Raw genomic sequence first — 26,088 nt, 5'->3', positions numbered from 1 at the left:
GCTGATCTGGCGTCCTGCGTCCAGCGATGATAGATATCCGTCCAGAGGAGAATTTTGCAGTGACTTTCGTGTGCGCGCAACATCTGACGCGAATGCCCCGGCCCGACCGCAAGGAATCTGACCGGACGGGATAGTTGCGCGCCTGCGCGCGAGGCATGAGCCGACCCCAAGCCCTTCCGGTCACGCGGGAGGGCTTTTTGATTTTCCGCTTTGATTCTTGCGGGGTCGGCATCACCGAACGCGAAAGACCTTAATCCATGACCAAGATTCTCATCACCAGCGCGCTGCCCTACGTCAACGGCGTCAAGCATCTCGGCAATCTCGTCGGCTCGCTGCTGCCCGCCGACGTCCACGCCCGCTTCCGCCGGCAGACCGGCTGCGACGTGCTCTTCATCTGCGCGACCGACGAGCACGGCACACCGGCCGAGCTCGGCGCCATCGAGGCCGGACAGGATGTCCGGGCGTTCTGCGACGCACAGCACGCCGTCCAGGCCGACATCTATCGGCGCTTCGGTCTGTCGTTCGATCATTTCGGCCGCACCAGCTCGCCGCACAACCATGCGCTGACTCAGCACTTCTATCGCCGGCTCGATGACGCCGGGCTGATCGAAGCACGCACCTCCCGACAGGTGTTCTCGCCGGCCGACCGGCGCTTCCTGCCAGACCGCTACGTGCTCGGCACCTGTCCGCATTGCGGCGACGCCGGCGCGCGCGGCGATCAATGCGACCATTGCGGCACGCTGCTCGACCCGCCGGACCTCATCGATCCCCGCTCGGCGCTGTCGGGCGACCGCGCGCTCGAGATCCGCGACAGCCGTCATCTGTATCTGCGCCAGTCGCAGCTGGTCGAAAAAATCGGCGCATGGATCGACAGCCGCACCGGGTGGCCGCCCTTCGTGGTGTCGACCGCGAAGGGCTGGCTCAATGCGGAGCTGCGCGACCGCTGCATCACGCGCGATCTCGCCTGGGGCATCGCGGTGCCGCGCGACGGCTTCGACGGCAAGGTGTTCTATGTCTGGTTCGACGCGCCGATCGGCTACATCGCGGCGACGCAGGAATGGGCCGACGCCGCGCCTGGCCGCGACTGGCGGCAGTGGTGGTGGCAGGCCGATGACGTCAGCTACATCCAATTTCTCGGCAAGGACAACATCCCGTTCCACACCGTGAGCTTTCCGGCGACGCTGATCGGCTCCGGCGAACCTTGGAAGACCGCCGATGTGATCAAGGGATTCCACTGGCTGAATTACGAGGGCGGCAAGTTCTCAACCAGCAGGAAGCGCGGCATCTTCACCGATGCGGCGCTGGCGGAATTGCCTGCCGACCTCTGGCGCTGGTGGCTGATCGCCAACGCGCCGGAGAGCGTCGACACCGATTTTGGCGTCGCCAGATTCGTCGCCGACGTGAACAAGGATCTCGCCGATATCTTCGGCAATCTCGCCAACCGCATCATCAGCTTCGCGCATCGCGCCTTCGACGGCCGCATCCCGGATGGTGGCGCTCCCGGCGATGCCGAGCGACAACTCGCGCTTGAACTGGAGCAGCGCATCGCAGCGCTGCACCGCCATCACACGGCGCTGGAATTTCGCGCGGCGGCGGCCACGACCCGCGCGATCTGGGACACCGCGAACGCTTATCTGCAACACGCGGCACCCTGGACGGCGATCAAGTCCGATCCGGCACGCGCGGCAGTCATCACCCGCACCGGGCTCAATCTTGTCGCGCTCAGCGCCACGCTGGCGTGGAGCATCGTGCCTCACCTCGCGGCGCGCGTGCTCGGCGCGCTCGGTCAGAGCGATGCCGTACCGCGCTGGCCCACTGGCCCACTCGTTCCGCTGCTCGATCGTGGCGCGGGCACGCCGGTCGCAAGGCTCGGCCCGCTGGTCGAGAAGATCACGCCTGAGCGAGCCAGCCAGCTCACGGCGCGGTTCGGGGTTTAATGGCGTTTCGCTTCGATGGAAAAGGCGGTATGCCATCCGCCGATCCTCTCCACTGACCAGGGACCAGCCATGCCAAATCTGCCCGCGCAAATGACCGTCGTTGCCATCAGCAAGCCGGGTGGCCCTGAGGTGCTGGTGCCGGAGACCCGCGCGGTGCCGGTGCCGAAGGCCGGCGAGATTTTGGTCAAGGTCGCGGCCGCCGGCGTCAATCGTCCCGACGTCGCGCAGCGCTCCGGCTCCTATCCGCCGCCGCCCGGCGCCAGCGACCTGCCCGGCCTCGAAATCGCGGGCGAAGTGGTCGCGCTCGGCGAAGGCGCAAAGCACAAGATCGGCGACAAGGTGATGTCGCTGGTCGCCGGCGGCGGCTACGCGCAATATTGCATCGCGCAGGACGCGCAGGCGATGACCGTGCCGCCCTCGCTGTCGATGCAGGAAGCCGGCGCGATTCCGGAAACGCTGATGACGGTGTGGCACAATGTGTTCGAGCGCGGCGCGCTGCAGGCCGGGGAGACGCTGCTGATCCACGGCGGCTCGTCGGGCATCGGCACGATGGCGATCCAGCTTGCCAAGGCGTTCGGCGCCAAGGTGATCGTCACCGTCGGCTCGCAGGACAAGGCCGATGCCTGCCTCAAGCTCGGCGCCGATCACGCGGTCAATTACAAGACCGAGGATTTCGTCGAGGCGGTGAAGAAGGCCACCGGCGGCAACGGCGCCAATGTCATCCTCGACATGGTGGGCGGCGATTATATCGACCGGAACTATGACGCCGCCGCGGTCGAGGGCCGCATCGTCCAGATCGCGTTCCTGTCGGGAACACCGAAGGCCACGGCCAATTTCGCCAAGCTGATGGTCAAGCGGCTGCACCACACCGGCTCGACCCTGCGCCCCCGTAGTAATGCGGACAAGGCGGCGATGGTCGCGGCGATCGAGGCGAAGGTGCTGCCCTTGCTGCGCGAAGGCCGCGTCAAACCGCTGATGGACAGCACATTCCCGCTGGAAAAGGCCGCCGACGCGCACCGGCGCATGGAGACCAGCGAACATATTGGCAAAATTGTGTTGGCGGTTTAACCCTCGCGACGGAAGCAGGGGCGGAAACCCTTTGATTCCCTTCGCTTTCGTGTCATTTATCGCGCCACCGCCGGGCCGGTCGCCGGGTCCGGTCAGTTTGTCGATCGCGGAGTACTGACATTGCGTCTGATCAGGTGCCTTGCGCTGCTCGCGCTGGGCCTCATGATGTTTGCCGCCGCGCCTGCCGCGTATGCGATCGACGCGGTCAGCGTGCGCAGCGATGCGCCCGCGATCGATCTGACGGCGGTTCTCGACCATCAGCGCAGTGAAGCCGACCGCATCCAGGTCTCCACCGCCCCCGGAACCGACGGCATCGTGCGCCGCATCGAGGTTCGCGCCCGCGAAGGCGGCCAGAACTGGGTGGTGTTCGCGCTCGCCAACAACACCGACGACCAGCTCGACCGCCTGATCGTTGCGCCGCACTACCGCATCGTGTCGTCCGGCCTGCTGTGGCCCGACCTCGGCCTGTCGCGCATCGCCACCATCACGCCGTCGGTCGGCGATCGTCCCGAGCGGCAGGAGAGCCCGACCGCCGACGTGTTCCGCATCACGCTCGATCCCGGCGCCGTCGTCACCTATGTCGCGGAACTGCGCACCGACAAGCTGCCGCAGCTCTATCTGTGGGAACCCGACGCCTACAAGGACAAGGTCAATTCGTTCACGCTGTACCAGGGCATCGTGATCGGCATCTCGGGCCTGCTCGCGCTCGTGCTCACGATCTTGTTTGTGGTCAAGGGCAGCATCATGTTCCCGGCCGCCGCGGCGCTGGCCTGGGCGGTGCTGGTCTATATCGGCGTCGACTTCGGCTTCTGGGGCAAGGTGCTCGACATGTCGAACAACGCCGAGCGCGTCTGGCGCGCGGCGGGCGAGGCGATCCTCGCCGCGACACTGCTGGTGTTCCTGTTCGCCTATCTGAATTTGAGCAGATGGCACGTCCGCTACTCGCACATCACGATCGGCTGGCTGGTCTTCCTCGGCTCGCTGGTCGCGCTGGCGCTGTTCGATCCCGCGGTCGCTTCCGGCATCGCGCGCATGTCGCTGGTGATGATCGCCTTCGCCGGCTTCGCGCTGATCGTCTATCTCTCGACCCACGGCTTCGACCGCGCGGTGCTGTTGATCCCGACCTGGTTCCTGCTGGTGGTCTGGGTGGTCGCGGCCGGCATGACGGTCGCCGGCTCCGTCACCAACGACATCGTCGGCCCGGCGCTGCTCGGCGGCCTGGTGCTGATCGTGATGCTGATCGGATTCACGGTGATGCAGCACGCCTTCGCCGGCGGCGGCGCCACCACCGGCGTCGTCTCCGATGTCGAGCGCCGCGCGCTGGCGCTGACCGGCTCCGGCGACTTGATCTGGGATTGGGACGTGTCAGCCGACAAGGTGTTCACCAGTCCCGAGACCGAGGCCCTGCTCGGCCTCAAGCGCGGCACGCTGGAAGGCCCGGCGGCGAAATGGCTCGAGGTGCTGCACCCGCTCGACCAGGACCGCTTCCGCGCCGCGCTCGACAGCGTGCTCGACCAGCGCCGCGGCCGCCTGGTGCAGGATTTCCGGCTGCGCACGCCCGACGGCCACTTCATGTGGTTCGCGCTCAAGGCGCGGCCGGTGGTCGGCTCCGACGGCGAGGTCTCGCGCGTGGTCGGCACGCTCACCGACGTCACCGAGTTCAAGAACTCCGAAGAGCGGATGCTTCATGACTCCGTCCATGACAACCTGACCGGCCTGCCGAACCGCCGGCTGTTCATGGACCGCCTCGGCGCAGTGGCGAATCTCGCCAAGACCATGCCGAACCTGCGGCCGACCCTGATGGTGATCGACCTCGACCGCTTCAAGCAGGTCAACGATTCCGTCGGCATCGCGGTCGGCGATTCCATTTTGCTGACGCTGGCGCGGCGGCTGACCCGCATCCTCAAGCCGCAGGACACGCTGGCCCGCATGGCCGGCGACCAGTTCGGCCTGATCCTGCTGTCGGAGCAGGACCCGGCACGGATCACCAATTTCGCCGAGACCATCCGCAAGACCATCCGCGCGCCGATCGCGTTCAACGACCGCGAGATCTTCCTGACCGCCTCGATCGGGCTTGCGTTGTCCGACCCGGCGGCGCCGCTGACCGACGAGATCATCAAGGACGCCGAGCTTGCGATGTATCATTCCAAGCGGATCGGTGGCGACCGCATCGACGTCTACAAGCCGGCGATGCGGGCGCGCAAGACCGACCGCCTGACGCTGGAGAGCGACCTGCGCCGCGCCATCGAGCGGCAGGAGATCACGATCCTGTACCAGCCGATCGTGCGGCTGGAGGATCGCGCGATCGCCGGCTTCGAGGCGCTGGCGCGCTGGGATCATCCCAAGCTCGGCCGGATGTCGCCGTCGGAGTTCATCAACGTCGCCGAGGAGACCGGCCTGATCGTCGATCTCGGCATGTTCGTGATGGACCAGACCGCGCGCCAGCTCGCGGTGTGGCAGCGCGCGATGCGCGCCCGCGAGCCGATCTTCGCGTCGGTCAACGTGTCGTCGCGGCAGCTGCTGCGTCACGATCTGATCCACGATATCCGCACCGTGCTGTCGCGCTCCTCGGTGGCGCGCGGCACGCTGAAGCTTGAGCTGACGGAATCGCTGGTCATGGAGAATCCGGAGCACGCCGCCCAGATGCTGGCGCGGATCCGCGAGCTCGGCACCGGGCTGTCGCTCGACGATTTCGGCACCGGCCACTCCTCGCTGTCCTATCTGCAGCGCTTCCCGTTCGACACCATCAAGATCGACCAGTCCTTCGTCCGCACCACCAGCCGCGGCACCCGCCCGGTGATCCTGAAATCGATCATCGCGCTGGCGCACGATCTCGGGATGGAGGTGGTGGCGGAAGGCGCCGAGACGGATTCGGATGCCGTCGAGCTCTACCAGCTCGGCTGCGAATACGCCCAGGGCTTTGCCTTCGGCGAGCCGATGGACGCCGATGCGGCGACCCGGCTGCTCACCGAGGAACGGCTGGAAGCCGCGAGCTAACTCTTGTCGTCCCGGCCTCGTGCGCAATTGCGCACGGGAGCCGGGACCCATACGCCGCGGCCCATCCATGACGCGCTGGGGCCGGTTGCCTTCGTAACAACAACGCCCTGTGGTTATGGGTCCCGGCGTTCGCCGGGACGACGGTTGGGCATGCGCTTGAACCTGACGCTCTTGCCGTCGGCCTGGCGGGTGGCGATGTAGCCGGCCTCGAGGCAGGCCTCGCGCTGCGGCATCTTCTCCTGCGGGCTGCGCAACGTCTCCCACCACGAGGCCCGGTGCGCGGCGCGCGGCAGCGCCGCATCGATGATCGCCTCGATCTCCTCGAAGGTCAGCACGAATTCCGGCAGATGCTGCTTCTTCAGATAATCCCGCAATGCGTCGTAGTCGTTCACAACGTCCTCGATGACAAAAGTCCGGCAACCACCCGTTAACCCATTCGGCGGCTGCTGTCGCCATTTAAGGCGACAACAAGATTTCCCGTTGCATGACGGCGCATTGGAGCGGGACATGTCATTTCGACGGCGAAACGACGCAAGGCGGCGCTGGCGGCTATCGGCAAAGCTGCTGATCGCGGCGTCGGTTGCGACCGTCCTCGGCTTCTCCGCGGTCTGCGCCGGCGTGATGTTCGACATGCGCCGCGGCGAGGAGGAACTGGCCCGCCGCACCCTGGAGAATCTGGCGTCGGGGATCGAGGCCGACATCAGCCGCAACATCGAGCTCTACGACCTGTCGCTGCGCGCGGTCGCCAGCAATCTCGAGATGCCGGAGATCCGCAATATCAGCAAGGAACTGCGCCAGCTGATCCTGTTCGATCACGCCGCGACCGCAAAACATTTCGGCGCGATCCAGGTGTTCGACACCAAGGGCAATTTGACCATCGACGCAGCGAGCCTGGATCCACGGCCGGAGACCCGCAGCGACGAGGAGTACTTCACGGTCCAGCGCGACAATCCCGATGCCGGCCTTTACATCAGCCGGCCGATGCTGCATCGCGGCGCCTACGCCATCGTGCTGAGCCGGCGCATCGTCGACGACGAGGGCCGCTTCCTCGGCGTCGTGGTCGGCTCGATCCGCTTCAGCTATTTCCATGACCTGTTCGGGCGGCTGAACCTCATGCCGGGTGACACCATCACCGTGCTGCGCAACGACCGCACCATCATCATGCGGACGCCGTTCGATCTCGACGTGATCGGCAAGAACCTCGCGGAGCAGCTCGACTGGAAGGCCGAGAACCTGAAGGTGGGCGGCGCCTTCTCCGGCAAGGGCCCGGTCGACGACATACCGCGGCTCTATGTCAGGCGCAGCAGCTCCGGGCCGCTTTACGTGGTGGTCGGCAAGCCGCTCGAAGCCGTCTTCAACCTCTGGCGCACCGAGGCCATTCGCATCGGCGCGATCATGGCGTTTCTGATCCTGTTCGTGCTCAGCGCAACGCTGGTGCTCGCCCGCGAGATCGTCCGCCGCGCCGACGCCGAGGACAAGCTCGAGGAGATGGCGACCACCGACGCCCTCACCGGCCTGAAGAACCGGCGCAAGTTCGACGGCGAGATCGAGCGCGAATGGCGCCGTGCCGGCCGCTACGGCCAGCCGGTCGCGCTCTTGATGATCGATGCCGATCATTTCAAGGCCTACAACGACACCTATGGGCATCAGGCCGGCGACCAGGTGCTGGTCGGGATCGCGATCTGCATTTCGGACGCGGTGCGCCGCGCCGGCGATTGCCCGGCGCGCTTCGGCGGCGAGGAGTTCGCCGTGCTGCTGCCCAACATGACCGCGCTCGAGGCCTTCAACCTGGCCGAGACCATCCGCCGCAAGGTCCAGCAATGGTGCGCGGGCGAACTGATCACGACAGTCAGCATCGGCGTCGCCAGTATGCGGCCGACCGCGGGCCAGCAATGGTCCGATCTGATCGAGGCCGCCGACAAGGCGCTCTACGCCGCCAAGGCCAACGGCCGCAACCAGTCGGTGCTCGCAACCGTGCCGAAGATCGCGCTGGTGGCGTGAGGGGCCAAGCGGGCGTCACAAGCAATCAGTTAGACGCGAAGCCCTCTCCGCATCGTCGTCCCGGCGAAGGCCGGGACCCATAACCACAGGCGTTCGTCGTCGAAGCGAGCTGCGGCTCCAGCGTTAGGCAACAATGAGCATTCGGGGTAATGGGTCCCGGCCTTCGCCGGGACGACGGTGAGGATGTGGCACGGCTTGTGACTCACACATCCGCACGCCAACTCAGCCCCGCCGCTTCTTCTTCGGCTTCTTGCCGAACTTCGGCTTCGCCGACACGTCCGGCCACTGCGTGGGTCCGGCGTGGCTGGACTTGCCCGGATGCTTCTTTTTCTTTCCGAACCGGGGCTCCTCGGCCGGATTTCGGCCTGAAGCCTTTTCCGTCCCAATCGGATCGGAACGAGTCCCTGGATTCCTTCTTTGACGCGTATTCCTGACGCGAACCGCTCGCGCCTTCGCTCGAAAACGCTCTGGCCTCGCGGTCCGGCGTGCCGCGCCGCTTTCCTGCACCCTCGGCGCGCGGCGCGCCGTATCCGCCGTCGTCATCACCGCGCCAGGGCTTGCGCGCCGGCTTCTCGCGCACCTCTCCCTGCGGCGCGCCCGCCAGCGGCTCGATGCGGATGCTGTCTTCCTTGTCCGGACGCTTGATCTTGACCGCGAAGGAATCCGCGACCCGCGCGGCGATCTCGAATTCGGTGCTCGTATCCATGATCTTGATCGCGCCGATGTCGCGCTTGTCGATGCCGCCACGGCGGCAGATCATCGGCAGCAGCCAGCGGGCTTCGGCGCTCTTCCGGCGTCCGATCGCGGCGCGGAACCAGACGGTCGCCTCCTCCATGCCGTGACGCGCGGAGGACTTGCCGGTCTTCGATCGCGGCCCGGCGGCACGATCATCGCGGCGCGAGGCGCGCTCGCCGCGACGATCGTCGCGGTCCCGACCGCGTCCCTCGCCGGGATCGAGAATGTCTTCGGGCGCAGGCAGCCGCGCACGGTAAAGCCGGGCGAGCGCTGCGGCAATCGCCTCGGGCGCGCGTTCGGCGAGCAAGGCCTGCGCCAGCGCCAGATCATCTGACGTCGCCTCTTCGGAGAACACTGCATCCTGCAGCAGGCGATCATGGTCGAGCTTGCGGATCTCCTCCGCCTGCGGCGCGGAGCCCCAGACCACATCGATGCCGGCGAGATCGAGCAGCAATTCGGCGCGCCGCCGCCGTGCCGGCGGCACCAGCAGGATGCTGACGCCCTTGCGGCCGGCGCGGCCGGTACGGCCCGAGCGATGCTGCATGACCTCCGGGTCTTTCGGCAGATCTGCGTGAATGACGAGATCGAGGCTCGGCAGGTCGATGCCGCGCGCCGCGACGTCGGTCGCGACGCAAACCCGCGACCGCCCGTCGCGCAACGCCTGCAGCGCCTGGGTCCGCTCGTTCTGGGTCATTTCGCCCGACAGCGCGGCGACGGAGAACCCGCGCTCGAGCAGCGCCGCCTGCAAATGCCTGACGGCCTCACGCGTGTTGCAAAACACCAGCGCGCTCGGCGCCTCATGGAAACGCAGCACGTTGACGACGGCGTGCTCGACATCGTCGGCGGCCACCCGGATGGCGCGGTACTCGATATCGGCATGGCCGCCTTCGTCACCCGCGACCTCGATCCGGAACGCCTGCTCCTGATACTGCTTGGCAAGCGCGACGATGCCGCGCGGAAACGTCGCCGAGAACAGCAAGGTGCGGCGGGTGTCCGGCGTGGTCTCGAGGATGAATTCCATATCCTCGCGGAAACCGAGATTGAGCATTTCATCGGCCTCGTCGAGCACGACGACCTTGAGTTCCGAAATGTCGAGACGGCCGCGCCGCAAATGGTCGCACAACCGGCCGGGCGTCCCGACCACGATGTGGGCGCCCTCGGCAAGCTCGCGCTGCTCGCGGCGCGGGTCCATGCCGCCGACGCAGGAGACGACGCGGCCGTCGGCGTGTTCATAAAGCCAAGCAAGCTCGCGCTGGACCTGCAAGGCGAGCTCGCGCGTCGGCGCGACGATCAGGGCCAGCGGGGCGGCGGCCGGCTCGAACCGCTCGGCGCCGTCGAGCAAGTCCTTTGCCATGGCTAGGCCATAGGCAACGGTCTTGCCCGAGCCGGTCTGGGCCGAAACCAGGAGATCACGGTCGACCGCGTCGGCGGCGAGCACGGCGAGTTGGACCGGGGTCGGTTGATCGTAGTTGCGCTCAGCCAAGGCGCGGGCGAGCGGCGAACTTGTGGTCGGAAAGGGCACGAGATGGGAAACCTTGATTGGTCCGGGCGCAGAACGTCGAGCGGGACGACCTGGAGCTGCGTACCCGGCAGGCGGCACAGCCGCATGACGATTTGGGCTGCTTTACGCCAAGAAGCGCCAAATCGCCATGCCCCCGTCGCAGAAAAGCTGGCGCCCGGATCAGGCGGCCTGCCCGATCCGGGCCGTAGGGCTGGTCAGCGCGATGGCGGGTGACGGCTTCGCCTAACCTGCAAGACCGTCCGGTCGGCGACAGCCGCCGCTACTTTGCCGCCTTGGCGCATTTGAGAGGTCAAGAGGAACGAGAACGGGGCAAGCACCGTTGCGGGACTCTCTCGACGCGGCATCACTTCGCCTTGAGCGCCTTCTCGTGGCTCTCGAGCGCCGCTGTCATCAGCTTCGGCAATTGCGCGGCATAGACCTCGATGAAGGTGGCATCGCCGCAGGCCTCCGGATCGCGCGCGGCCTGCTCGGCGATGCGCGCGGCCCTGGCCTCGCATTTCGCGAACATGTGCCAGAACCAGTCCGCGTTCTTGCCGAGTGCCGGCTTGTTCTTCTTGATGACGGCGGCGCCGACCGCGCTCATCGCGCTGACGACGCCGGCGCCCAGCGTGCTGATGGCGCGCGCGTTGAGGATGTCCTCGCGCCCTTGCGCGGTGGCGTTGGTGGCGGTCGCTCGTCCCTTGGCCGGCATGCTGTGAGCTCCTTCGATCCCTGCGGCGGATGCAGCATCGGCCGCGGAAGTTGAGGAAAGCTCAAGGGGCATGGTTGAGAACCGCTATGGATTTCATTCCGGTTTTATGCGCTTCCGAGCGATCGGGCCTGGAGGGGCGCTTTGCCCTCTTCTCCGCGCGGGAATCCGTCAGGCGTCGTTACCCTTTGGCGCCGTAGCGGCGGATCAGCTGACCAACGACATCGTCGAGATCATTGCCGACGACCTGCGGCTGCGGGCCGACGCCGAGGACATCGTTGCCGGGACGCTTGATCAGCGCGGCCTCCCAGCCGGCCGCGACCGCGCCCAGCGTGTCCCAGGTGTGGCAGGCGATCAGGCAGAACTCCGAGGGCTTTGCCCCGAGCTCCTTCTCGACATAGCCATAGGCCTGCCGCGACGGCTTGTGATGCTTGACGCCGTCGGCGGAGAAGCGCCGCTCGAACAGATCGACGATGCCGCCATGGGTCAGCTGCCGGGTCTGCACCTCGAGCAGATTGTCGGTCAGCGTGAACAGGCGGAAACCCGCCGCGCGCAGCCTGCGCAGCGCGCCGGGCACTTCGCCGTGCGGCGGCATGGTGGAGAATTTCTCGGTCAGCTCCTGCTTGTCGGCATCGTCGATCCTGATGCCGCGGGTGTCGGCCAGCATCTTCATGACCGCGGCGCCGATATCGGTGAACGGCACGTAACACCCCGCGACGGTGAGCGAGGCCGAGTACATGATGAAGTTGGCGAACCACAGCCGCATCGCGCTCTTGTCGTTGAAGATGCGCGCGAACACCGGCTCCATGGTCTCGAGGTCGAGCAGGGTTTCGTTGACGTCGAACACGATCAGGGGAAGTGCCGCCATTTTGTTGGGCTCCTGTTGGGCTTTGTTTTGAGCATGATCTTTTCGGAAAACCGCTACGCACTTTTCCGGATCATGCTTTGGTGGTCTCAGCCCCTGTCCTTCATCCGGCTGCGGTGCGCGGCCTGCTTGGCGCGGTTGCCGCAGATCGCCATGCTGCACCATCGGCGCGCCCGCGCCCGCGTGTGGTCGGCAAACATCAGCGTGCAGGCCGGGCCCTCGCACGCCTTGATGTCGGAGAAGCTTTCCTCGCAGACGACCCTGGCCATCGCTTCCCCGATCGGCAGCAGCAATGTTTCGGCCGAACGCCAGCGCCGCGTCCGCTCCAGCGCGAAACCGTCATGGCCGCCATCGCCGTCCTTGTGGCGATGCGCCACGATCCGGCTGAACGCCTGATCGCTTTCCAGCAGCCGGTTCAGCGGCTCGATCTCCTTGAGCGCACGCGGCGCCAGCGGCCGGCCCATATGCTTGCGCACGAAGCCGCGGAACCACTCGCGCAAATCGCGGGCCTGACCGGCGACGTCGTCGAGCTCGCCCGGCGTCGCGCGCGCCTTGAGCTCGTCGAGCACATCGGGCGGCACCAGCTGCGCCTGCGCGAGCCAGCGCAGCAGGCCGTCGCCATCGCCGATCCAGTCGACCGGCGTATCGACCGGCGTCGCGATCGAATTGATGAAATCGATGCCCAGGCTGTCTGCGATGAACATCGCGGGCGGATGGGATTGCACGGTGACGCCCTCCTGGCGGCTTTCTGACGGCTTCCTCAGTCACGGAAATAGTAACCTGATAAAAATCATTTGACAAGTTACGCGTCCTGGACCAAAAATGCGATAACCTGTCAAACAGCATTTTAGAGGTTACGGCAAGACGGGCCTGAAACGAGGGAGCGGACAATGTCGAACAAGGATGTCAGCGTGGTGCTTGCGCATGGCGCGTGGGCCGACGGCTCGAGCTGGGCGCGGGTGATCACGGCGCTCGACGCCGAGGGCATTACAGCGGTGGCGGCGCCGCTGCCCCTCACCTCGCTCGCCGACGACGTCGCCGCGCTGAACCGCACTCTGGACCGCGTCGCGGGCCCGGTGGTGCTGGTTGGCCATGCCTATGCCGGCGCCGTGATTGCCGAGACCCGCTCGCCGCGCGTCAAGGCGCTGGTCTATGTCGCGGCGCTGGCGCCGGATGAAAGCGAGACGGTCGCCGACGTATTCTACCGGCTGCCGCCGCATCCGTTCGCGCCGAAGCTCGCGCCCGACGCCAATGGCCTGATCTGGCTGCCGGAGTCTGCTTTCGCAGCGGCCTTTGCGCAGGGCGCGCGGTCCGAGGACCTTGCGGTACTCGCCGCGGTGCAGCGGCCGATCTCGCCGGCCTGCATCACCGTGCCGGTCGGCCGCCCGCTCTGGAAGGACGTCCCGAGCTGGTTCCTGGTTGCCGAGGACGACCGGATGATCGCGCCCGAGACTCAGCGCAGCATGGCGGCGCGGATGCAGGCGACCGTGCGTTCACATCCCGTCGATCATACCCCGATCGTCACCGCGCCGAAGCTCGTCACCGACATCATCCGGGAAGCGGTCGAGAACGTTACAGAGCACTGACCTCTTCCCACGATTCCGGACAGGAGAGCTGCCATGCAGGAGAAACGTCTCTCGGCCGACCGGCGCGGCGCGTTTTCCGATGCGGTGATCGCCGTCATCATCACGGTGATGGTGCTCGAGTTGAAGGCGCCGGAGGGCTCGCGGTTCGCCGACCTGCTGCCGCTATGGCCGACCGCGATCAGCTGCGCGGCGAGCTATCTGTTCATCGCGGTGATCTGGGTCAATCATCACCATCTGCTGCATCTCGTGCAGCAGCCGACGCCACGGCTGATCTGGCTGAACTTCGTGCATCTGTTCGCGGTCTCGCTGCTGCCGTTTGCCACCGCATGGGTCGCGCGATCGCACATGGCCGCCGCGCACCGGTGGTGGTCTATGCGGTCATCTTCCTGCTGATCGATCTCGCCTATCTCGCCTTCGAGCGCGCGGTGCTGACGCAGGCAGACCAGAGCCTGATCTCCGAGCGCGTGCGGACATGGACGCAGCGCCGCACCTTGCTCGCCGTGCTGGTGTTCGCGGCCGGCGCCGCCATCGCCCCGTTCATGCCGCTGCTGGGCTTTGCCACCGTGTGCTGCGCCCTGCTGCTCTATCTGCGTCCCGAAGCGATCAGCGGGCTCGCGAAGCAAATCAAATCCTAAGTCCCGGAACTCACCAACGCACGATCACAAGGAGTGACAGATGTCCCAGGTCAAATACCGCATTGCCGATGTCGACGGCTTTAACATCTTCTATCGCGAAGCCGGTTCGCCCGGCGCGCCAAAGCTGCTGCTGCTGCACGGCTTCCCGAGCGCCGGCCACATGTTCCGCGATCTGATCCCGCAGCTCGCGGACAAATTCCACATCGTGGCGCCGGATTTGCCCGGCTTCGGCCAGTCGGACATGCCGCCGCGCGACAAGTTCAACTACACTTTCGACAGCATCGCCGGCGTCATCGATCGCTTTACCGAGGTGATCGGCTTCGATCGCTTCGCGGTCTATGTGTTCGATTATGGCGCGCCGACCGGCTTCCGCCTGGCGGTCAAGCATCCGGAGCGGATCACGGCGATCATCTCCCAGAACGGCAACGCCTATCAGGAAGGCCTCAGCGACGGCTGGATGCCGATCAAGGCCTATTGGCAGGATCCCTCGCCGGCGAACCGCGACGCCTTGCGTGCGTTGCTGACGCCGGAGACCACGCGCTGGCAGTACACCCACGGCACATCAGATCCGCAAACGGTGTCGCCGGACGGCCAGAACCTCGACAACTACTACATGGCGCGGCCCGGCGCGCACGACGTGCAGCTCGATCTGTTCGGCGACTACAAGAGCAACGTCGCGCTCTACCCCACCTTCCAGACTTACTTCCGCACCCACCAGCCGCCGTTCCTCGCGGTGTGGGGCAAGAACGATCCGTTCTTCCTGCCGCCGGGCGCCGAGGCGTTCAAGCGCGACAATCCGAAGGCGGTCGTCAAATTTTTCGACACCGGCCACTTTGCGCTGGAAACGCACGCCGCCGAGATCGCGCAGGCTATCCGCGAGTTCCTGAACCGCTGACTCAAGGATGTCGGCACCCACAACTCTATCCACGTCTTTGCGAGCGAAGCGAAGCAATCCATAGCTCCGCACAACGGAAGGATGGATTGCTTCGTCGCTGTCGCTCCTCGCAATGACGGGCTCACATCCACTCAGTCGCGCCGACCACTGCAAGGAAGTACACATGACTACATCCGTCGCCATCGTGACCGGCGCCAGCTCCGGCATCGGACGTGCCGCCGCGCTGCGGCTCGCGCGGGATTTTTCCGCCATCGTCCTCGTCGCGCGCAGCGGCGAGAGGCTGCGCGAGGCCGCTCAGGAGATCGAAAGACGCGGCAGCACGCCGCTGGCGCTCGAGCTCGATCTCGCCGCGCCTGATGCCGCTGATGAAATCGTCAAGGCCACGCTGGATCGCTTCGGCCGCATCGACGCGCTGGTCAATGTCGCAGGCTCAGTGCCCGGGCTCGATCTGTTCGAGCTGACCGACCAGCAATGGGACGCCGGCCTCGCGCTCAAGTTTCACGGCGCGAGGCGGCTGACGATCCGCGCCTGGGACGCGCTGAAAGCGTCGCAAGGCGCTGTCATCTTCACGTCAGGCAATGCCGCCGTGCTACCCCGCGCCGGCGCCGCCGCGGTGGGCACGATCAACGCCGCGATCGAGGCACTTGCAAAAGCCTTCGCCGAGCGCGGCATCGACGACGGCGTGCAGGTGAACTGCGTGTCCCCGGGCGCCGTGATGACCGGCCGACGCCTCGCGATGCTGGAGAAGATCGCAGCGGCAAGGCAGCTCGATGTCGACGCGGCCAAGGCCGGCTTCCTCAGGCAGGCCGGCATCAGGCGGTTCGGCACGCCGGAGGAGATCGCCGACCTCGTCGCCTATGCCGTGTCGCCGCCGGCGCGCTGGATGACCGGCACCGTGCTGCGCATCGATGGCGGCGAGATCAGGACTGTCTGACATCGCCGCGCTATTGCCGATCCGCGCGCGGTCATGCTTTCGGCCCCTGCGCGGCGCGTGCCGCGAACATCGCGAGCAGCCGGCCCCAATCGCCTTCGGTATCAAAGATGCGGCGCATCTCGGCGGCGCGGGCGCCGTAACGGTCGAGCTTGCGGTGCTCGAGCTCGACGCGGGTGGCGTCCTTGCCGTCGGCAATGAAGCGCACCTCGATCTCGGTCTTCAGGTTCGGATCGTATTGCCAGTCCGCGGTGATATCCCACGACAGCACGAGGCGCGACGGGGGCTCCCAGAGCAGCACGCTGCCCCAGTCGCAGGTACTGCCGTCGTCGCCGCGTTCGTACCAGCGGCCGCCGACGCGCGGCTCCATGATTGCATCGACCGCATTGGTCTTGCCGATTTTGTAATGCGCGAGCGGCCACCACGTGCCCATCTGCTCGGTGAAGACCCGCCAGGCCACCGCCGGCGGCGCCTCGACATTCATCACCTTGCGGACGCTGTAGGGATCGTAATTGTCGGAGGTCGCTTGCATCGTCATCGGGATCTCCTCTCTTTGGCGGCTTCGCGTTCGGCCGCTTGCTTGAAGGCGGTCAGTGTCTTGTCCCAGAATCCGTCGAGCCAGCCGCGCAGGCTCTCCAACCCGCGGGTGTCGATGGCATAGAGCCGCCGCGTGCCTTCGATCCGCACCACGGCAAGGCCGGCGTCCTTCAGCACCCGAAGATGCTGCGACACTGCCGGACGGCTCACCTTGAGGCCGTCGGCGATCTCCTGCACCGATCGATTGCCCTCACGCAGCCGCTTGAACACCAGGCGGCGGGTCGGGTCTCCCAGCGCGTCGAGCGCGCGTTCGGCGCTGATCATAATCGTGTCGTCCGTTGTTGGATTTAACGTAAGTCTACACTTACGGTAAGTCAAGGCTAACGCTCTGTTCCAAATGAAACGGCGCGGCTCCGATCGAAGCCGCGCCGTTCAAATCGTCTTGCCGCAAGTGCAGGCGCTTACGCCGCCGTCACGCGCCAGATCACGTTGCCGACGTCGTCGGCCACCAGCAGCGAGCCGTCGGGGCCGAGCGCGACGCCCACCGGGCGGCCGTACGACACCTTCTCGTCGGGCGCGAGGAAGCCCGAAAGGATGTCGCGCGGCGGCCCCGCGGGATGGCCGTCCGCGAACGGCACGAACACCACCTTGTAGCCTGACAGCGTCGAGCGATTCCACGAGCCGTGCTGGCCGATCACCATGCCGTCGGGAAAACCCGGCAGCGTGCCCTGCGGCATCCAGCACAGGCCGAGCGAGGCGGTGTGGCCGCCGAGCGCGTAGTCCGGCTGGATCGCCTTGGCGACCATCGCCGTATCCTGCGGCACGCGATCGTCGACCGTCTTGCCCCAGTAGCAATAGGGCCAGCCGTAGAAGCCGCCGTCGCGTACCGAGGTCAGATAGTCCGGCGGCGTCTCGTCGCCGAGGCCGTCGCGCTCATTGACGACGGTCCAAAGCACATTGGTGCTCGGCTCCCACGCGATGCCCACCGGATTGCGCAGGCCTCCGGCGAAGATGCGGCTGGTGCCACCTGCGAGATCGAGCTCGTAGATCGCGGCACGGCCTTCCTCGACCGCAAAACCGCTCTCGGCGATGTTGCTGAGCGAGCCGACGCCGGCATAGAGTTTCTTGCCGTCGGCGCTCGGCAGCAGGCTGCGCGTCCAGTGCCCGTCGGGCTTGAAGCTGACGAGCTTGCGTCCCGGCGCGGTGATGCGATCGGCGCCCGCAGTGTAGGGAAAAGCCACGACGCCGTCGGTGTTGCCGACATAGAAGGTGTCGCCGACCAGCGCCATGCCGAACGGCTGGCTCAATCCTTCCATGAAGGCGCCGCGACTTTCGGCGACGCCGTCGCCGTCACGGTCGCGCAGCAGCGTGATGCGATTGGCGCTGACGCCGAGCGCCGCGGCGCGCCGCATCGTCGCCTGCATCGCGTAGTGGAAGACGCTGCGCGGCTTTCCTGCGATCTGCGTCGCCTCCGCGATCAGCACATCGCCATTGGGCAGCACGTTGATCCAGCGCGGATGATCGAGCCCGGCGGCAAAGGCGTTGACCTTGAGCCCGGGCGCGGCGACCGGCTTCTGGTCGTTGTCCCAGCCCAGCGCCGTCGGCATCTTGAGCGTCGGGATCGCGCCCTGCGGTTTGGCCTGCGGGATCTCTGGCGCGCTACCCCAGGCGGGCGCGGGCTGCGCGCCCTGCATCCGCCGCCACGCCAGGGCGCCGGCCCCGATCGCCGCGACGACGCGGGCAAAAACTCCAGACGTGCTCATGAAACTTCCCCTGTAATTGCGCAGTGTTAGCGCGCCTTGTCATTCCCTTGCCGGCCGGCCGCGGCCTCTAGAGCATTCGCATAATGCCGCCCCTGATGACAGTAGTTATACGATCTTCGCAGCCGCGCACGAATCGGGGAGACTGGCTGCACGCTCCCTTGTCAGGGCGCTTTCCTCCCTGAGACCTTGCCCGCCGCAGTGGCGGGCTTCCTTTTACGAACCGCCCCGGTTTTTCGAGGCGCCGCTCGCGCATCCGCCGTTATAGCCATGGAAGCATAACGGGCCGGCGACGGATGCATCCTGCCGGGCAGAGCCCGGCAGTGCCCTCCCGGAACACAAGCCCCCTCACAAGAACCTGATCCCACGCTCGCGCAGATTTGCCCTTGCGAGATGCATGGCAGATCAGGAACGCCGCTCCATGGCGGTCGTTGGTCGGGACACCAGTAAGGAGAGTGTGAATGCAACGAAAGACCAAGATATTGTCCCTCGCCGCGGCGTCCCTGATCGCAACAACGGCAGGCGCGTTCGCACAAGGCTACTATCCTTATGGGAACCCTGGTCCGAGATATTACGGCGGCCCCCGCTATCAGGCCGTGCAGCCTGACGTGATGTACTCTCCAGCGGAGCCGGGCTGGTACGGTTCGTTCAACGGCACCAACCACCCGACGCCGAGCTCGACCCAGGGTGACGTGGGTCCTGAAGGGAACAACAACGGTACGCTGACCGGCGTCTACAGGCGCTGGTAGCCACGCAAGATTTAAGGTCCGTCGCTCAGCTTGAGCGACGGACCTTTTTGCTGTTCAACGTTCCACGTATGCAAAACGTGGGAACGTGAGGTTCGACTTTTCTGCTGAGGCGTTACTTCACCAACGCGCCATAGACGATGTCCTGCACATTCTCGCGATAATATTTACGCAGCTCGCCCGGCGCCGCGGTTCCCACCACAACGACAAGACGCTCCTTCGGATCGCAGAAGAACTGGGTGCCATAAGCGCCGTTCCAGGTAAACTCGCCGGGATTGCCCGGCACTGACGACAGCCCCTCGCTGGTCCGCACCGCGACCGACAGCCCGAAGCCGAATCCGCCGCGATGCGGTTCGACCGCCGCGACGTTGTTCCTGATCTCGGGCCCGAGATGGTTCGACGTCATGTGATGCACCGTCTTGGGGCTGAGGATGCGCTTGCCGTCGAGCTCGCCGCCGTTGAGCAGCATCTGCCCGAAGCGCAGATAGTCGCCGACGGTGGCGAACGAGCAGGCGCCGCCGCAATCGAACCTGGACGGTGTATCGAGCAGCTTGATGGCTTGCGGCTTGCCCGTGAGCGGATCGTTGGGGAACGGACGCGCCAGCCGCGCGCGCTGCGCCTCGGCCGGGTGGAACGTCGCATCCTTCATGCCGAGCGGCTTCCAGACATTGGCCGCGAGATAATCGCCAAGCCGCTGGCCGGAGACCTTCTCGACGACGGCGCCGAGCACGTCGATCGAGAAGCCGTATTCGAACTCAGTGCCGGGCTGATGCACCAGAGGCAGCTGGGTGATGCGGTCGATGAAGGCCTGGGTATCGCCCTCGACCGCCGGCGCGGTGCCGTCGGGATAGAGTCGCGCCAGTGCGCTCGAGCTGTCGGGCCGGCCGCCATACATCAGGCCGGAGGTGTGGCGATAGAGATCGTGGATGAAGATCGGCTGCGCCTGCGGCTCCATCTTCAGCGAGCCGTCGGCCTGCTGCACGCCGACCTTCATGTCGGCGAACGCCGGATAGAACTCGGCGACCCTGGCCTGCAGCGGCAGCTTGCCTTGCTCCATCAGCGTCAGTCCTGCAACCGCCGCCATCGGCTTGGTCATCGACGCCAGCGCGAACACCGCGTCGATCGGCATCGGCGTGCCCTTCACCGGATCGAGCTGGCCATACGCCTTGTAATGCACGAGCTTGCCGTCGCGCGCGATCGCCACCACGGCGCCGGGCACGCGCTTGGCCGCGATCTCGCGCGCGAAGAAGTCGTCGAGCCGCACCAGCCCCCGCTCCGAGAAACCGGCCTGGTGCGCCGACGTTTCCGGAAGCGGCGCGGCGTGGGCGATGCTGACAGCAAGGCTAGTGGCGGCGGCAGCCGCGGCAATAACGGTTTTTCTCATTGTTTCCTCACCGGGGACCGCGGGCGATTTGTTATGGCGTTCGTTGCCCGCAGCTCGCAGGATTAGATCACGCCGGCAAGGGCGACAAGACTTCGCGGCGCGCGGCCGCGTCACGCCGGTGCATGCCTTCGCGAACGAAGAACGGCTCGACCTCGTGCTCGAACGTCTTCAGCGCAGCGCCGATCGCCTGGTGCATGTCGAGATATTTGTAGGAGCCGAGCCGGCCGCCGAAAATGACGTTGGGATGCGACGCCGTCATGGCGTGATAGGAGGCGAGCATGGCGCGGTCGGCGGCGGTGTTGATCGGATAATACGGCTCGTCGCTGCGGCCCGCGAAGCGGGAATATTCGCGGTAGATCGTCGTCCGGCCTTGCGCATGCGCGCGCTCCGGATGCAGATGCCTGAACTCGTGGACCCGGGTGTACGGCACCTCGGCGTCGGCATAGTTGATGACCGCGGCGCCCTGGTAGTCGGCGACGTCGTGCACCTCGCGCGCGAAGTCGACGGTGCGCCAGCCGAGATGGCCGCAGGCATAGCCGAAGAAGCGGTCGATCGGACCGGTATAGACCACGAGCTGCCGCGGATTGATGCGGTCGGCGACGTCGAAATAGTCGACGCCGAGGTGGACCGCGATCCTGGGATGATCGAGCATCCGGCGAAAGATCGCGGTGTAGCCGCCTGCCGGCATGCCCTCATAGCGATCGGCGAAGTAGCGATCGTCGAACGTGAAGCGGACCGGCAGGCGGCCGATGATGTCGGCCAAAAGCTCACGCGGATCGGTCTGCCACTGTTTCTGCGTATAGCCGCGGATCAAGAGATCGTAGAGCGTTCGGCCGACCGAGGCGATTGCCTTGTCCTCGAGATTGCCGATCCCCGCGGCGCCGTGCGCGGCCGCCTCCGCCGCGATCACGGCACGGGCCTCGTCCGGCGTCATGGCGCGCCCGAACGCCGCGCACACGGTCGCAAGGTTGATCGGCATCGAATAGACGCGGCCCTTCGCCACCGTGAAGACGCGGTGACGGTAGCCGGTGAACTCGGTGAAGCGGTGCAGATAACGCCAGACGGTCTCGGAATTGGTGTGGAAGATATGCGTGCCGTAGCGATGCACCTCGACGCCGCTGTCGGGGTCGAGCTCCGAATAGGCGTTGCCACCGATATGCGGACGGCGGTCGAGCACGCAGACGGAGCGGCCGAGCCTGCTCGCCACCTGCTCGGCGATCACAGCGCCGAAGAAGCCCGCCCCCACCACGACGACGTCGAAGCCATCAAGCTGCATGCGCTCTCGCCCTCATGTCGGATCGCGACGGCGCCCGACGCAGCTTCAACGTGACGACACGGCCGTTTCCGGCGAAATAAATCCGCCCATCAGGATAATTCCGAGCCCGGAACGGCCGGCTCGGCCGTTCAACTGACAGCATGCAAGGCGACGGAAATGCCCGCGCGAGCAGCCACACCGTCAAGCGCGGAGGTCCCATGTCCGTGATCTGCGTCCTGTATTCCAGCAACACCACCTATGATTCGCTGCACGGCATCCTGGCGATGGCTGCCGCCGAGCTCGACCGGCTCGGGCACGAGGTCAGGATGCTCGATCTGCTGGCGCCGGATTTCTCGGCCCGGCTCAACGCCCTGCTGCCGCGGCGCGCCGAGACCATGGCGCTCGGCTTCTCCGGCATCGGACTCGATATCCACACCAAGGACGGCAGGCTGTTCTGGGACGTCGCCGAGATTCCCGTCTTCACCTGGTTCTGCGATCACCCCTGCTATTTCGCCAGGCGTCACGGGCTCGAGAGCCGCTACACCGCGCATGGCTACGTGTTTCCGGACCATGCCGCATTCAACCGCGATCATCTGGGGGCCAACGACGCCGTGTTCGCAACCCATATGGGCATTCCCGATCCCGGCTTCTTCGGCGGCCTGCCGCCCGAGCAGCGCAACGGCCGGCTGATCTTCGCCAAGTCCGGCTGGAATCCGCTGGCGCTCGAGCGCGGCTGGCGCAAGATGATGCCGCCAAAGCTGTTCGCGCTGCTGTTCGACGCGATCGCCGAGGCGCGCGGCAAGACCTGCGGCGCATTTCCGAAGATCATCGTCGACGTCGCCGAGCAGCACCTGGTTTATCTGAAGCCCGGCGGCGACCTGTTCAACGTGATCCTGACCCGGCTCGACAACTACACACGAGGCGTGCGCACCCGCGAGGTGGGTGCGGTGCTCGCCGACTATCCGGTCGACTTCATCGGCGGCGGCTGGAGCGATCTCGACGTCAGCGGGCGTCCGGCCCGCGTGCTCGGCGCGATGACCTTCGATGCGATGCGCGAAGGCCTCGGGAGTTACCTCGCCGCGGTCTCGCTCAATCCCAATATCGATCTGTCGGTGCATGACCGGGTGTTCTTCGCGCTCGGCGCGGGCACCGTACCGGTGTTCGACGCCAACGGCTTCTCGGCCGCCGAGATGCCGCATCTCGCCCGCTTCAGCTTCGGCCAGGACACGACCAGCATCGCCGCCGCCGTCGAGGCCGTGCTGGCCGATCCCTCAGCAGCGCAGGCGGCGGCCGCGACCACCTTGCGCGAGCTTTATCCGCGCTTCTCGATGCAGCGGTCGGTGCAGGACATCCACGAAATCACGATGTCGATCGCGGGCGCCGCCGGCGCCAGCTTGTTGCCGGCCGAGCCGGTGCCGGCCGGCGTCTGGACGCCGAAGCAGGCGGCCTGATCGCGCGCCATTTCCGTGGCCGCGTCGCGCCCGCTACGCTACCATGCACCCGTCACTCCGATCGGGGCCAGCATGAACCGCCGCGCGTTTGTCTCGGGACTGGCCGTTGCCGCGGCGCTGGCGGGCTTCGCCGCGCCGGCTGCGGCCGACGGCAAGCGGGTGGCGCTGGTGATCGGCAACGGCGCCTACAAGAGCGTGCCGGCGCTGTCCAATCCGCCGAATGATGCCGGCGATATCGCAGCCGCGCTGCAACGCCTCGGCTTTGCCGTAACGCTGATCACCAATGCCGGCTTCGACGAGATGCGGCGCGGCCTGATCGCATTCGGTCGCAATGCCGCCGGCGCCGACATGGCTGCGGTGTACTTCGCCGGCCATGGCATGGAGATCAACGGCGACAACTGGCTGATCCCGGTCGATGCCGAGCTGAAGCGCGATACCGACGCCGCCAATGAAGCGATCAGCCTGCAAAGCGTGATGCTGCAGGTCGCCAACACCGCAAGCCTCGGCCTCGTCATCCTCGATGCCTGCCGCAACAATCCGTTCGCGGCGAAGATGAGCCGCTCGCTCGCCACCCGCGCCGCCGCCGGCAGCGGACTCGGCCGCATCGAGCCGGTCGGCAATGTGCTGGTCGCCTATGCCGCACGCGACGGCACCATTGCGCTCGACGGCGACGGCCGCAACAGCCCGTTCGCCGCGGCGCTGCTCCACAACATCGAGACGCCGGGCGTCGAGGTCACCTTCATGTTCCGCAACGTCCGGGACGATGTGATGGAGGCGACGCGCAACGCGCAGCAGCCGTTTGTGTACGGCTCGCTGTCGCGCAAGGCGATCTATCTCGTGGCCGCGCCGCCAGCCGACGCCGCCGCCGCGAAACAGACGAACGCTGCGCCGGCAGCCGCCGCATTGTCGGCGCCATCGGCGACGGCAGCCGGCGCGATCGATCCCGCGCTGGTCGGCACCTGGGAGATCATGGTGCCGGGTGGTCGCGGCCAGTCGCGCTGGATCTGGCGGATCATGGCCGACGGCACCTACCAATTCCACGCCGAGCCCTCCCGCGCCGCGCGCCCGCACGAAGGCACCGTCAGCTTTGCCAACGGCCGCTGGACGCTGCATGCGCTGAGAGGACTGAGGAACTACAGCGACGGCGGCTCCTACGAGGTCCGCGACACCATTGCCGTGATCACCGGCAAGCTCGGCACCGGCTATTGGAAGCGCAGTGTGGAGTGAGCGGGCGCGGCGCGACGGTGCAGCCGCAAGCCTCACTCCTTTCATAAATCCAGTTCACCCGTAGCCGGATAGACCACCGTGCCGTCGCCCTGGACGACGGCGCCTTCGGTAAGATGGGCGGGCTCGAGGCGCCCCTCCCCCATGATGTGGACGACCGTCTCGCCGGACGCGATGAGGTAGTCGGCGACGATGCGGCGGTGGCAGCGCCACCACACGGCTTCCGAGCACATCATCGCACAGCGTTGCCGGCGCCCCTCGTCGCGCAGATGCTGGAGCGCCGCATGAAACTGCGGCGACAGCGCATAGTCGGCGTAGTTGTGAAAACTCTCGTTGCTCCAGAACCCGTTGACGGACGGCGCCACGCTTCGCGCCTTGCCGCGGAGCCCGCCGAGATCGGCCAGATGCTCATACGAGATGCCCGCGGCCTTAAGCGGCTTGGGCAGCGTATCCTTGTTGAACTGCGGATTGGTTCGCGACCGCGGCACCGTTCGGATGTCAACGATACGCTCGATCGTGGCCGCGCCGAGGAGAGCGATGAAATCCTCGAGGCTGCGGGTGGAATGACCGATCGTGAAGAACGGAAGCGCCACGTCTTTGCTAGGCATGATGCAGCGCGCTGCCCTTGTGGGCCGCAACGTGATCGGTCTTGTCGCTCTTGATCTCGTACTGCGGATCGGCCTCCGAGGCGCGGTGGGTGTGCCCCTTGTAGTCGAAATCGCTGATGTGGACCGCGATGATGGTGCCCGAGACGCGGCCGGCCTCGGAATTCCAGCTGACGTGATCGCCGACCTTGAATTTCCTGGCCATCGTTGCAGGCTCCTTCAGACGCGAAATTGATCGTACGATACGCCGCCAATCGACGGCACGGGACTAAAAAAGCCCGCCGGAGCAAACGAGCTCACAGCCGGCCAAGTTCCTGCCTCGCGTTGGGGGTTCAAGCGCAAATTGATGGTCTGGTTGCGGCATCCCGGAAGCTTGCCGCCGCCATCCGGAATTCGATAGCGGGATTGATCGACGAAGCGACACCGGCAACGGACGCAGCAAGTTACAAGCTATATGGCTCAACGCGCAAGCCTGACAGAAAGCTCGGTCAGATTCCCTCGTCACTTACGTGGATCCGCGGAATCAAGTTGCTGCCCTGCTCAGATCTTCTCCTTTGAGGGCCGCCGCAGATCCAATGCCGACATTGGTCACGATTGCCCTCGCCTGCAACATCGACATGCTCAGAGGACGAATGCGATCGACCGAGCAATATCTGACAATGCCGACCAACGGCGTCGGCGCCTGCGGGACGAAGACAGCCACCCAGTCGTTCTCGAGTGTCTCGAGGAGATATCCGAGCTGCCAGCCACCCTCGACGTTCACCAGCACTGGCTTGAACTCATCGCTCGCGCCTTCGGCCTGAGCAAGGCCTTGAGCCATACTCTTCACCATCTGGTACTGCGGAAGGCTGCCAAGAAATGATTTTTCGACCCACGCGCTAATCCGAGAGCCGGTTTTGGTTCGCGCGACGATGCCGGCGAGGAACGACACCAGGATCAATAAAGCCGCTGCCACGACTGTAACAATTCCAATGCCTGCGACCTTTCCGATCTGGTCGAAATGAAGGGCATGAGACACCGGAAGCGCGGCCTTCACCGCCAGACGCATCGCATGGCTGAGAATCGCCAGTACAAGAGCGACGGGCAGGAGAAACAGTGCGCCTCCGATTAAAGTCGTTTTCAAAAACTCCTTCATTGCCACGGCCTCTCCATTTGCACACGCCGTTTGAAACCGCGCCTTTCGCCAACAGCCGAAAGAACTCGCCCGGATCTACAAGAACGGCCGTGGCCACCGGGCGTCAACAGACCGCCCACGTCGCCACAACC

General features: G+C 66.0%; 25 protein-coding genes. 12 read left to right on the top strand and 13 right to left on the bottom strand.

The features are described 5' to 3' along the window. The first annotated feature begins 257 nt into the window (after window positions 1-257). From metG to ACVWZM_RS24645, 3 genes are all read left to right on the top strand, one after another. On the top strand, window positions 258-1,937 hold the full coding sequence (gene metG, locus ACVWZM_RS24655; protein WP_057017707.1) for a methionine--tRNA ligase: 1,680 nt from the start codon (window positions 258-260) through the stop codon (window positions 1,935-1,937). Window positions 1,938-2,006: 69 nt separating this feature from the next. Beyond that, the gene (locus ACVWZM_RS24650) at window positions 2,007-3,005 is read left to right on the top strand and encodes an NAD(P)H-quinone oxidoreductase (RefSeq protein ID WP_057017706.1); all 999 of its coding nucleotides are present in this window, start codon (window positions 2,007-2,009) and stop codon (window positions 3,003-3,005) included. A gap of 120 nt (window positions 3,006-3,125) precedes the next feature. After that, window positions 3,126-6,002 carry an EAL domain-containing protein gene (locus tag ACVWZM_RS24645; protein ID WP_076827342.1) on the top strand — a complete coding sequence of 959 codons (2,877 nt, stop codon included), beginning with the start codon at window positions 3,126-3,128 and terminating at the stop codon, window positions 6,000-6,002. A gap of 113 nt (window positions 6,003-6,115) precedes the next feature. Here the strand turns inward: ACVWZM_RS24645 and ACVWZM_RS24640 are convergent, their stop codons facing one another. Further along, window positions 6,116-6,394, bottom strand: a complete 279-nt coding sequence (locus ACVWZM_RS24640; RefSeq protein WP_057017704.1) for a DUF7662 domain-containing protein — start codon at window positions 6,392-6,394, stop codon at window positions 6,116-6,118. A 115-nt stretch (window positions 6,395-6,509) separates the two neighbouring features. On the opposite strand from ACVWZM_RS24640, the gene ACVWZM_RS24635 reads away from it, so the two are divergent. Beyond that, window positions 6,510-8,003, top strand: a complete 1,494-nt coding sequence (locus ACVWZM_RS24635; RefSeq protein WP_456855163.1) for a sensor domain-containing diguanylate cyclase — start codon at window positions 6,510-6,512, stop codon at window positions 8,001-8,003. A 202-nt stretch (window positions 8,004-8,205) separates the two neighbouring features. Here the strand turns inward: ACVWZM_RS24635 and ACVWZM_RS24630 are convergent, their stop codons facing one another. From ACVWZM_RS24630 to ACVWZM_RS24615, 4 genes are all read right to left on the bottom strand, one after another. Further along, entirely contained in the window at window positions 8,206-10,260 is a 2,055-nt protein-coding gene (locus tag ACVWZM_RS24630; protein WP_456855162.1) for a DEAD/DEAH box helicase, read from the bottom strand. A 343-nt stretch (window positions 10,261-10,603) separates the two neighbouring features. Next, complete coding sequence (locus tag ACVWZM_RS24625; protein WP_076827336.1) at window positions 10,604-10,951, bottom strand: hypothetical protein; 348 nt, start codon at window positions 10,949-10,951, stop codon at window positions 10,604-10,606. A 178-nt stretch (window positions 10,952-11,129) separates the two neighbouring features. After that, window positions 11,130-11,816, bottom strand: a complete 687-nt coding sequence (locus ACVWZM_RS24620) for a haloacid dehalogenase type II (RefSeq protein ID WP_456855161.1) — start codon at window positions 11,814-11,816, stop codon at window positions 11,130-11,132. 86 nt (window positions 11,817-11,902) lie between these two features. Next, on the bottom strand, window positions 11,903-12,517 hold the full coding sequence (locus ACVWZM_RS24615; protein ID WP_456781817.1) for a CGNR zinc finger domain-containing protein: 615 nt from the start codon (window positions 12,515-12,517) through the stop codon (window positions 11,903-11,905). 186 nt (window positions 12,518-12,703) lie between these two features. Here ACVWZM_RS24615 and ACVWZM_RS24610 point away from each other — a divergent pair, with 186 nt between their 5' ends. The 5 genes from ACVWZM_RS24610 to ACVWZM_RS24590 all read left to right on the top strand — a co-directional run bounded on the left by ACVWZM_RS24610 (window position 12,704) and on the right by ACVWZM_RS24590 (window position 15,863). Next, on the top strand, window positions 12,704-13,399 hold the full coding sequence (locus tag ACVWZM_RS24610; RefSeq protein ID WP_076827333.1) for an alpha/beta fold hydrolase: 696 nt from the start codon (window positions 12,704-12,706) through the stop codon (window positions 13,397-13,399). Between the two features lie 33 nt (window positions 13,400-13,432). Continuing rightward, the gene (locus tag ACVWZM_RS24605) at window positions 13,433-13,792 is read left to right on the top strand and encodes a TMEM175 family protein (protein WP_456855160.1); all 360 of its coding nucleotides are present in this window, start codon (window positions 13,433-13,435) and stop codon (window positions 13,790-13,792) included. Then, the gene (locus ACVWZM_RS24600) at window positions 13,765-14,034 is read left to right on the top strand and encodes a hypothetical protein (protein ID WP_456855159.1); all 270 of its coding nucleotides are present in this window, start codon (window positions 13,765-13,767) and stop codon (window positions 14,032-14,034) included. The genes ACVWZM_RS24605 and ACVWZM_RS24600 overlap by 28 nt, the downstream gene beginning before the upstream one ends. A gap of 40 nt (window positions 14,035-14,074) precedes the next feature. Beyond that, window positions 14,075-14,929, top strand: a complete 855-nt coding sequence (locus ACVWZM_RS24595) for an alpha/beta fold hydrolase (protein WP_456855158.1) — start codon at window positions 14,075-14,077, stop codon at window positions 14,927-14,929. Between the two features lie 163 nt (window positions 14,930-15,092). After that, window positions 15,093-15,863 carry an SDR family oxidoreductase gene (locus tag ACVWZM_RS24590; protein WP_076827323.1) on the top strand — a complete coding sequence of 257 codons (771 nt, stop codon included), beginning with the start codon at window positions 15,093-15,095 and terminating at the stop codon, window positions 15,861-15,863. Window positions 15,864-15,894: 31 nt separating this feature from the next. On the opposite strand, the gene ACVWZM_RS24585 is transcribed toward ACVWZM_RS24590, so the two are convergent. The 3 genes from ACVWZM_RS24585 to ACVWZM_RS24575 all read right to left on the bottom strand — a co-directional run bounded on the left by ACVWZM_RS24585 (window position 15,895) and on the right by ACVWZM_RS24575 (window position 18,160). Beyond that, window positions 15,895-16,398 (bottom strand): SRPBCC family protein, encoded by a 504-nt coding sequence (locus tag ACVWZM_RS24585; protein ID WP_225646597.1) that lies wholly within the window; start codon window positions 16,396-16,398, stop codon window positions 15,895-15,897. Then, a complete protein-coding gene (locus ACVWZM_RS24580) occupies window positions 16,395-16,721 on the bottom strand; it encodes an ArsR/SmtB family transcription factor (RefSeq protein ID WP_141340053.1) in 327 nt (108 codons plus the stop codon). Before ACVWZM_RS24580 ends, ACVWZM_RS24585 begins: the two co-directional genes overlap by 4 nt. A 137-nt stretch (window positions 16,722-16,858) precedes the next feature. Beyond that, window positions 16,859-18,160 (bottom strand): PQQ-dependent sugar dehydrogenase, encoded by a 1,302-nt coding sequence (locus ACVWZM_RS24575; RefSeq protein WP_456782745.1) that lies wholly within the window; start codon window positions 18,158-18,160, stop codon window positions 16,859-16,861. Window positions 18,161-18,618: 458 nt separating this feature from the next. Between ACVWZM_RS24575 and ACVWZM_RS24570 the strand changes: the two genes are divergently transcribed. Beyond that, on the top strand, window positions 18,619-18,906 hold the full coding sequence (locus ACVWZM_RS24570) for a hypothetical protein (RefSeq protein ID WP_075969423.1): 288 nt from the start codon (window positions 18,619-18,621) through the stop codon (window positions 18,904-18,906). Window positions 18,907-19,018: 112 nt separating this feature from the next. Here ACVWZM_RS24570 and ACVWZM_RS24565 read toward each other — a convergent pair whose 3' ends face one another. Continuing rightward, window positions 19,019-20,287, bottom strand: a complete 1,269-nt coding sequence (locus ACVWZM_RS24565; RefSeq protein ID WP_456855157.1) for a serine hydrolase domain-containing protein — start codon at window positions 20,285-20,287, stop codon at window positions 19,019-19,021. Window positions 20,288-20,354: 67 nt separating this feature from the next. Then, window positions 20,355-21,563, bottom strand: coding sequence for a UDP-galactopyranose mutase (gene glf / locus ACVWZM_RS24560; RefSeq protein WP_456855156.1), 1,209 nt, complete (start codon window positions 21,561-21,563; stop codon window positions 20,355-20,357). A gap of 197 nt (window positions 21,564-21,760) precedes the next feature. On the opposite strand from glf, the gene ACVWZM_RS24555 reads away from it, so the two are divergent. Beyond that, window positions 21,761-22,993, top strand: a complete 1,233-nt coding sequence (locus ACVWZM_RS24555; RefSeq protein ID WP_456855155.1) for a hypothetical protein — start codon at window positions 21,761-21,763, stop codon at window positions 22,991-22,993. Between the two features lie 72 nt (window positions 22,994-23,065). Next, window positions 23,066-24,220, top strand: coding sequence for a caspase family protein (locus ACVWZM_RS24550; protein ID WP_057017691.1), 1,155 nt, complete (start codon window positions 23,066-23,068; stop codon window positions 24,218-24,220). Between the two features lie 41 nt (window positions 24,221-24,261). On the opposite strand, the gene ACVWZM_RS24545 is transcribed toward ACVWZM_RS24550, so the two are convergent. The 3 genes from ACVWZM_RS24545 to ACVWZM_RS24535 all read right to left on the bottom strand — a co-directional run bounded on the left by ACVWZM_RS24545 (window position 24,262) and on the right by ACVWZM_RS24535 (window position 25,957). Further along, window positions 24,262-24,825 (bottom strand): DUF488 domain-containing protein, encoded by a 564-nt coding sequence (locus tag ACVWZM_RS24545; protein WP_057017690.1) that lies wholly within the window; start codon window positions 24,823-24,825, stop codon window positions 24,262-24,264. Continuing rightward, a complete protein-coding gene (locus ACVWZM_RS24540) occupies window positions 24,818-25,027 on the bottom strand; it encodes a hypervirulence associated TUDOR domain-containing protein (protein WP_057017689.1) in 210 nt (69 codons plus the stop codon). The genes ACVWZM_RS24545 and ACVWZM_RS24540 overlap by 8 nt, the downstream gene beginning before the upstream one ends. 318 nt (window positions 25,028-25,345) lie before the next feature. Continuing rightward, entirely contained in the window at window positions 25,346-25,957 is a 612-nt protein-coding gene (locus tag ACVWZM_RS24535; RefSeq protein ID WP_253588751.1) for a DUF502 domain-containing protein, read from the bottom strand. Between the last annotated feature and the right edge of the window lie 131 nt (window positions 25,958-26,088).

The organism is Bradyrhizobium sp. USDA 4501, assembly GCF_054062115.1.
Note: the sequence above shows the minus strand (reverse complement) of the source record. Positions and strands in the feature narration are given on the sequence as shown.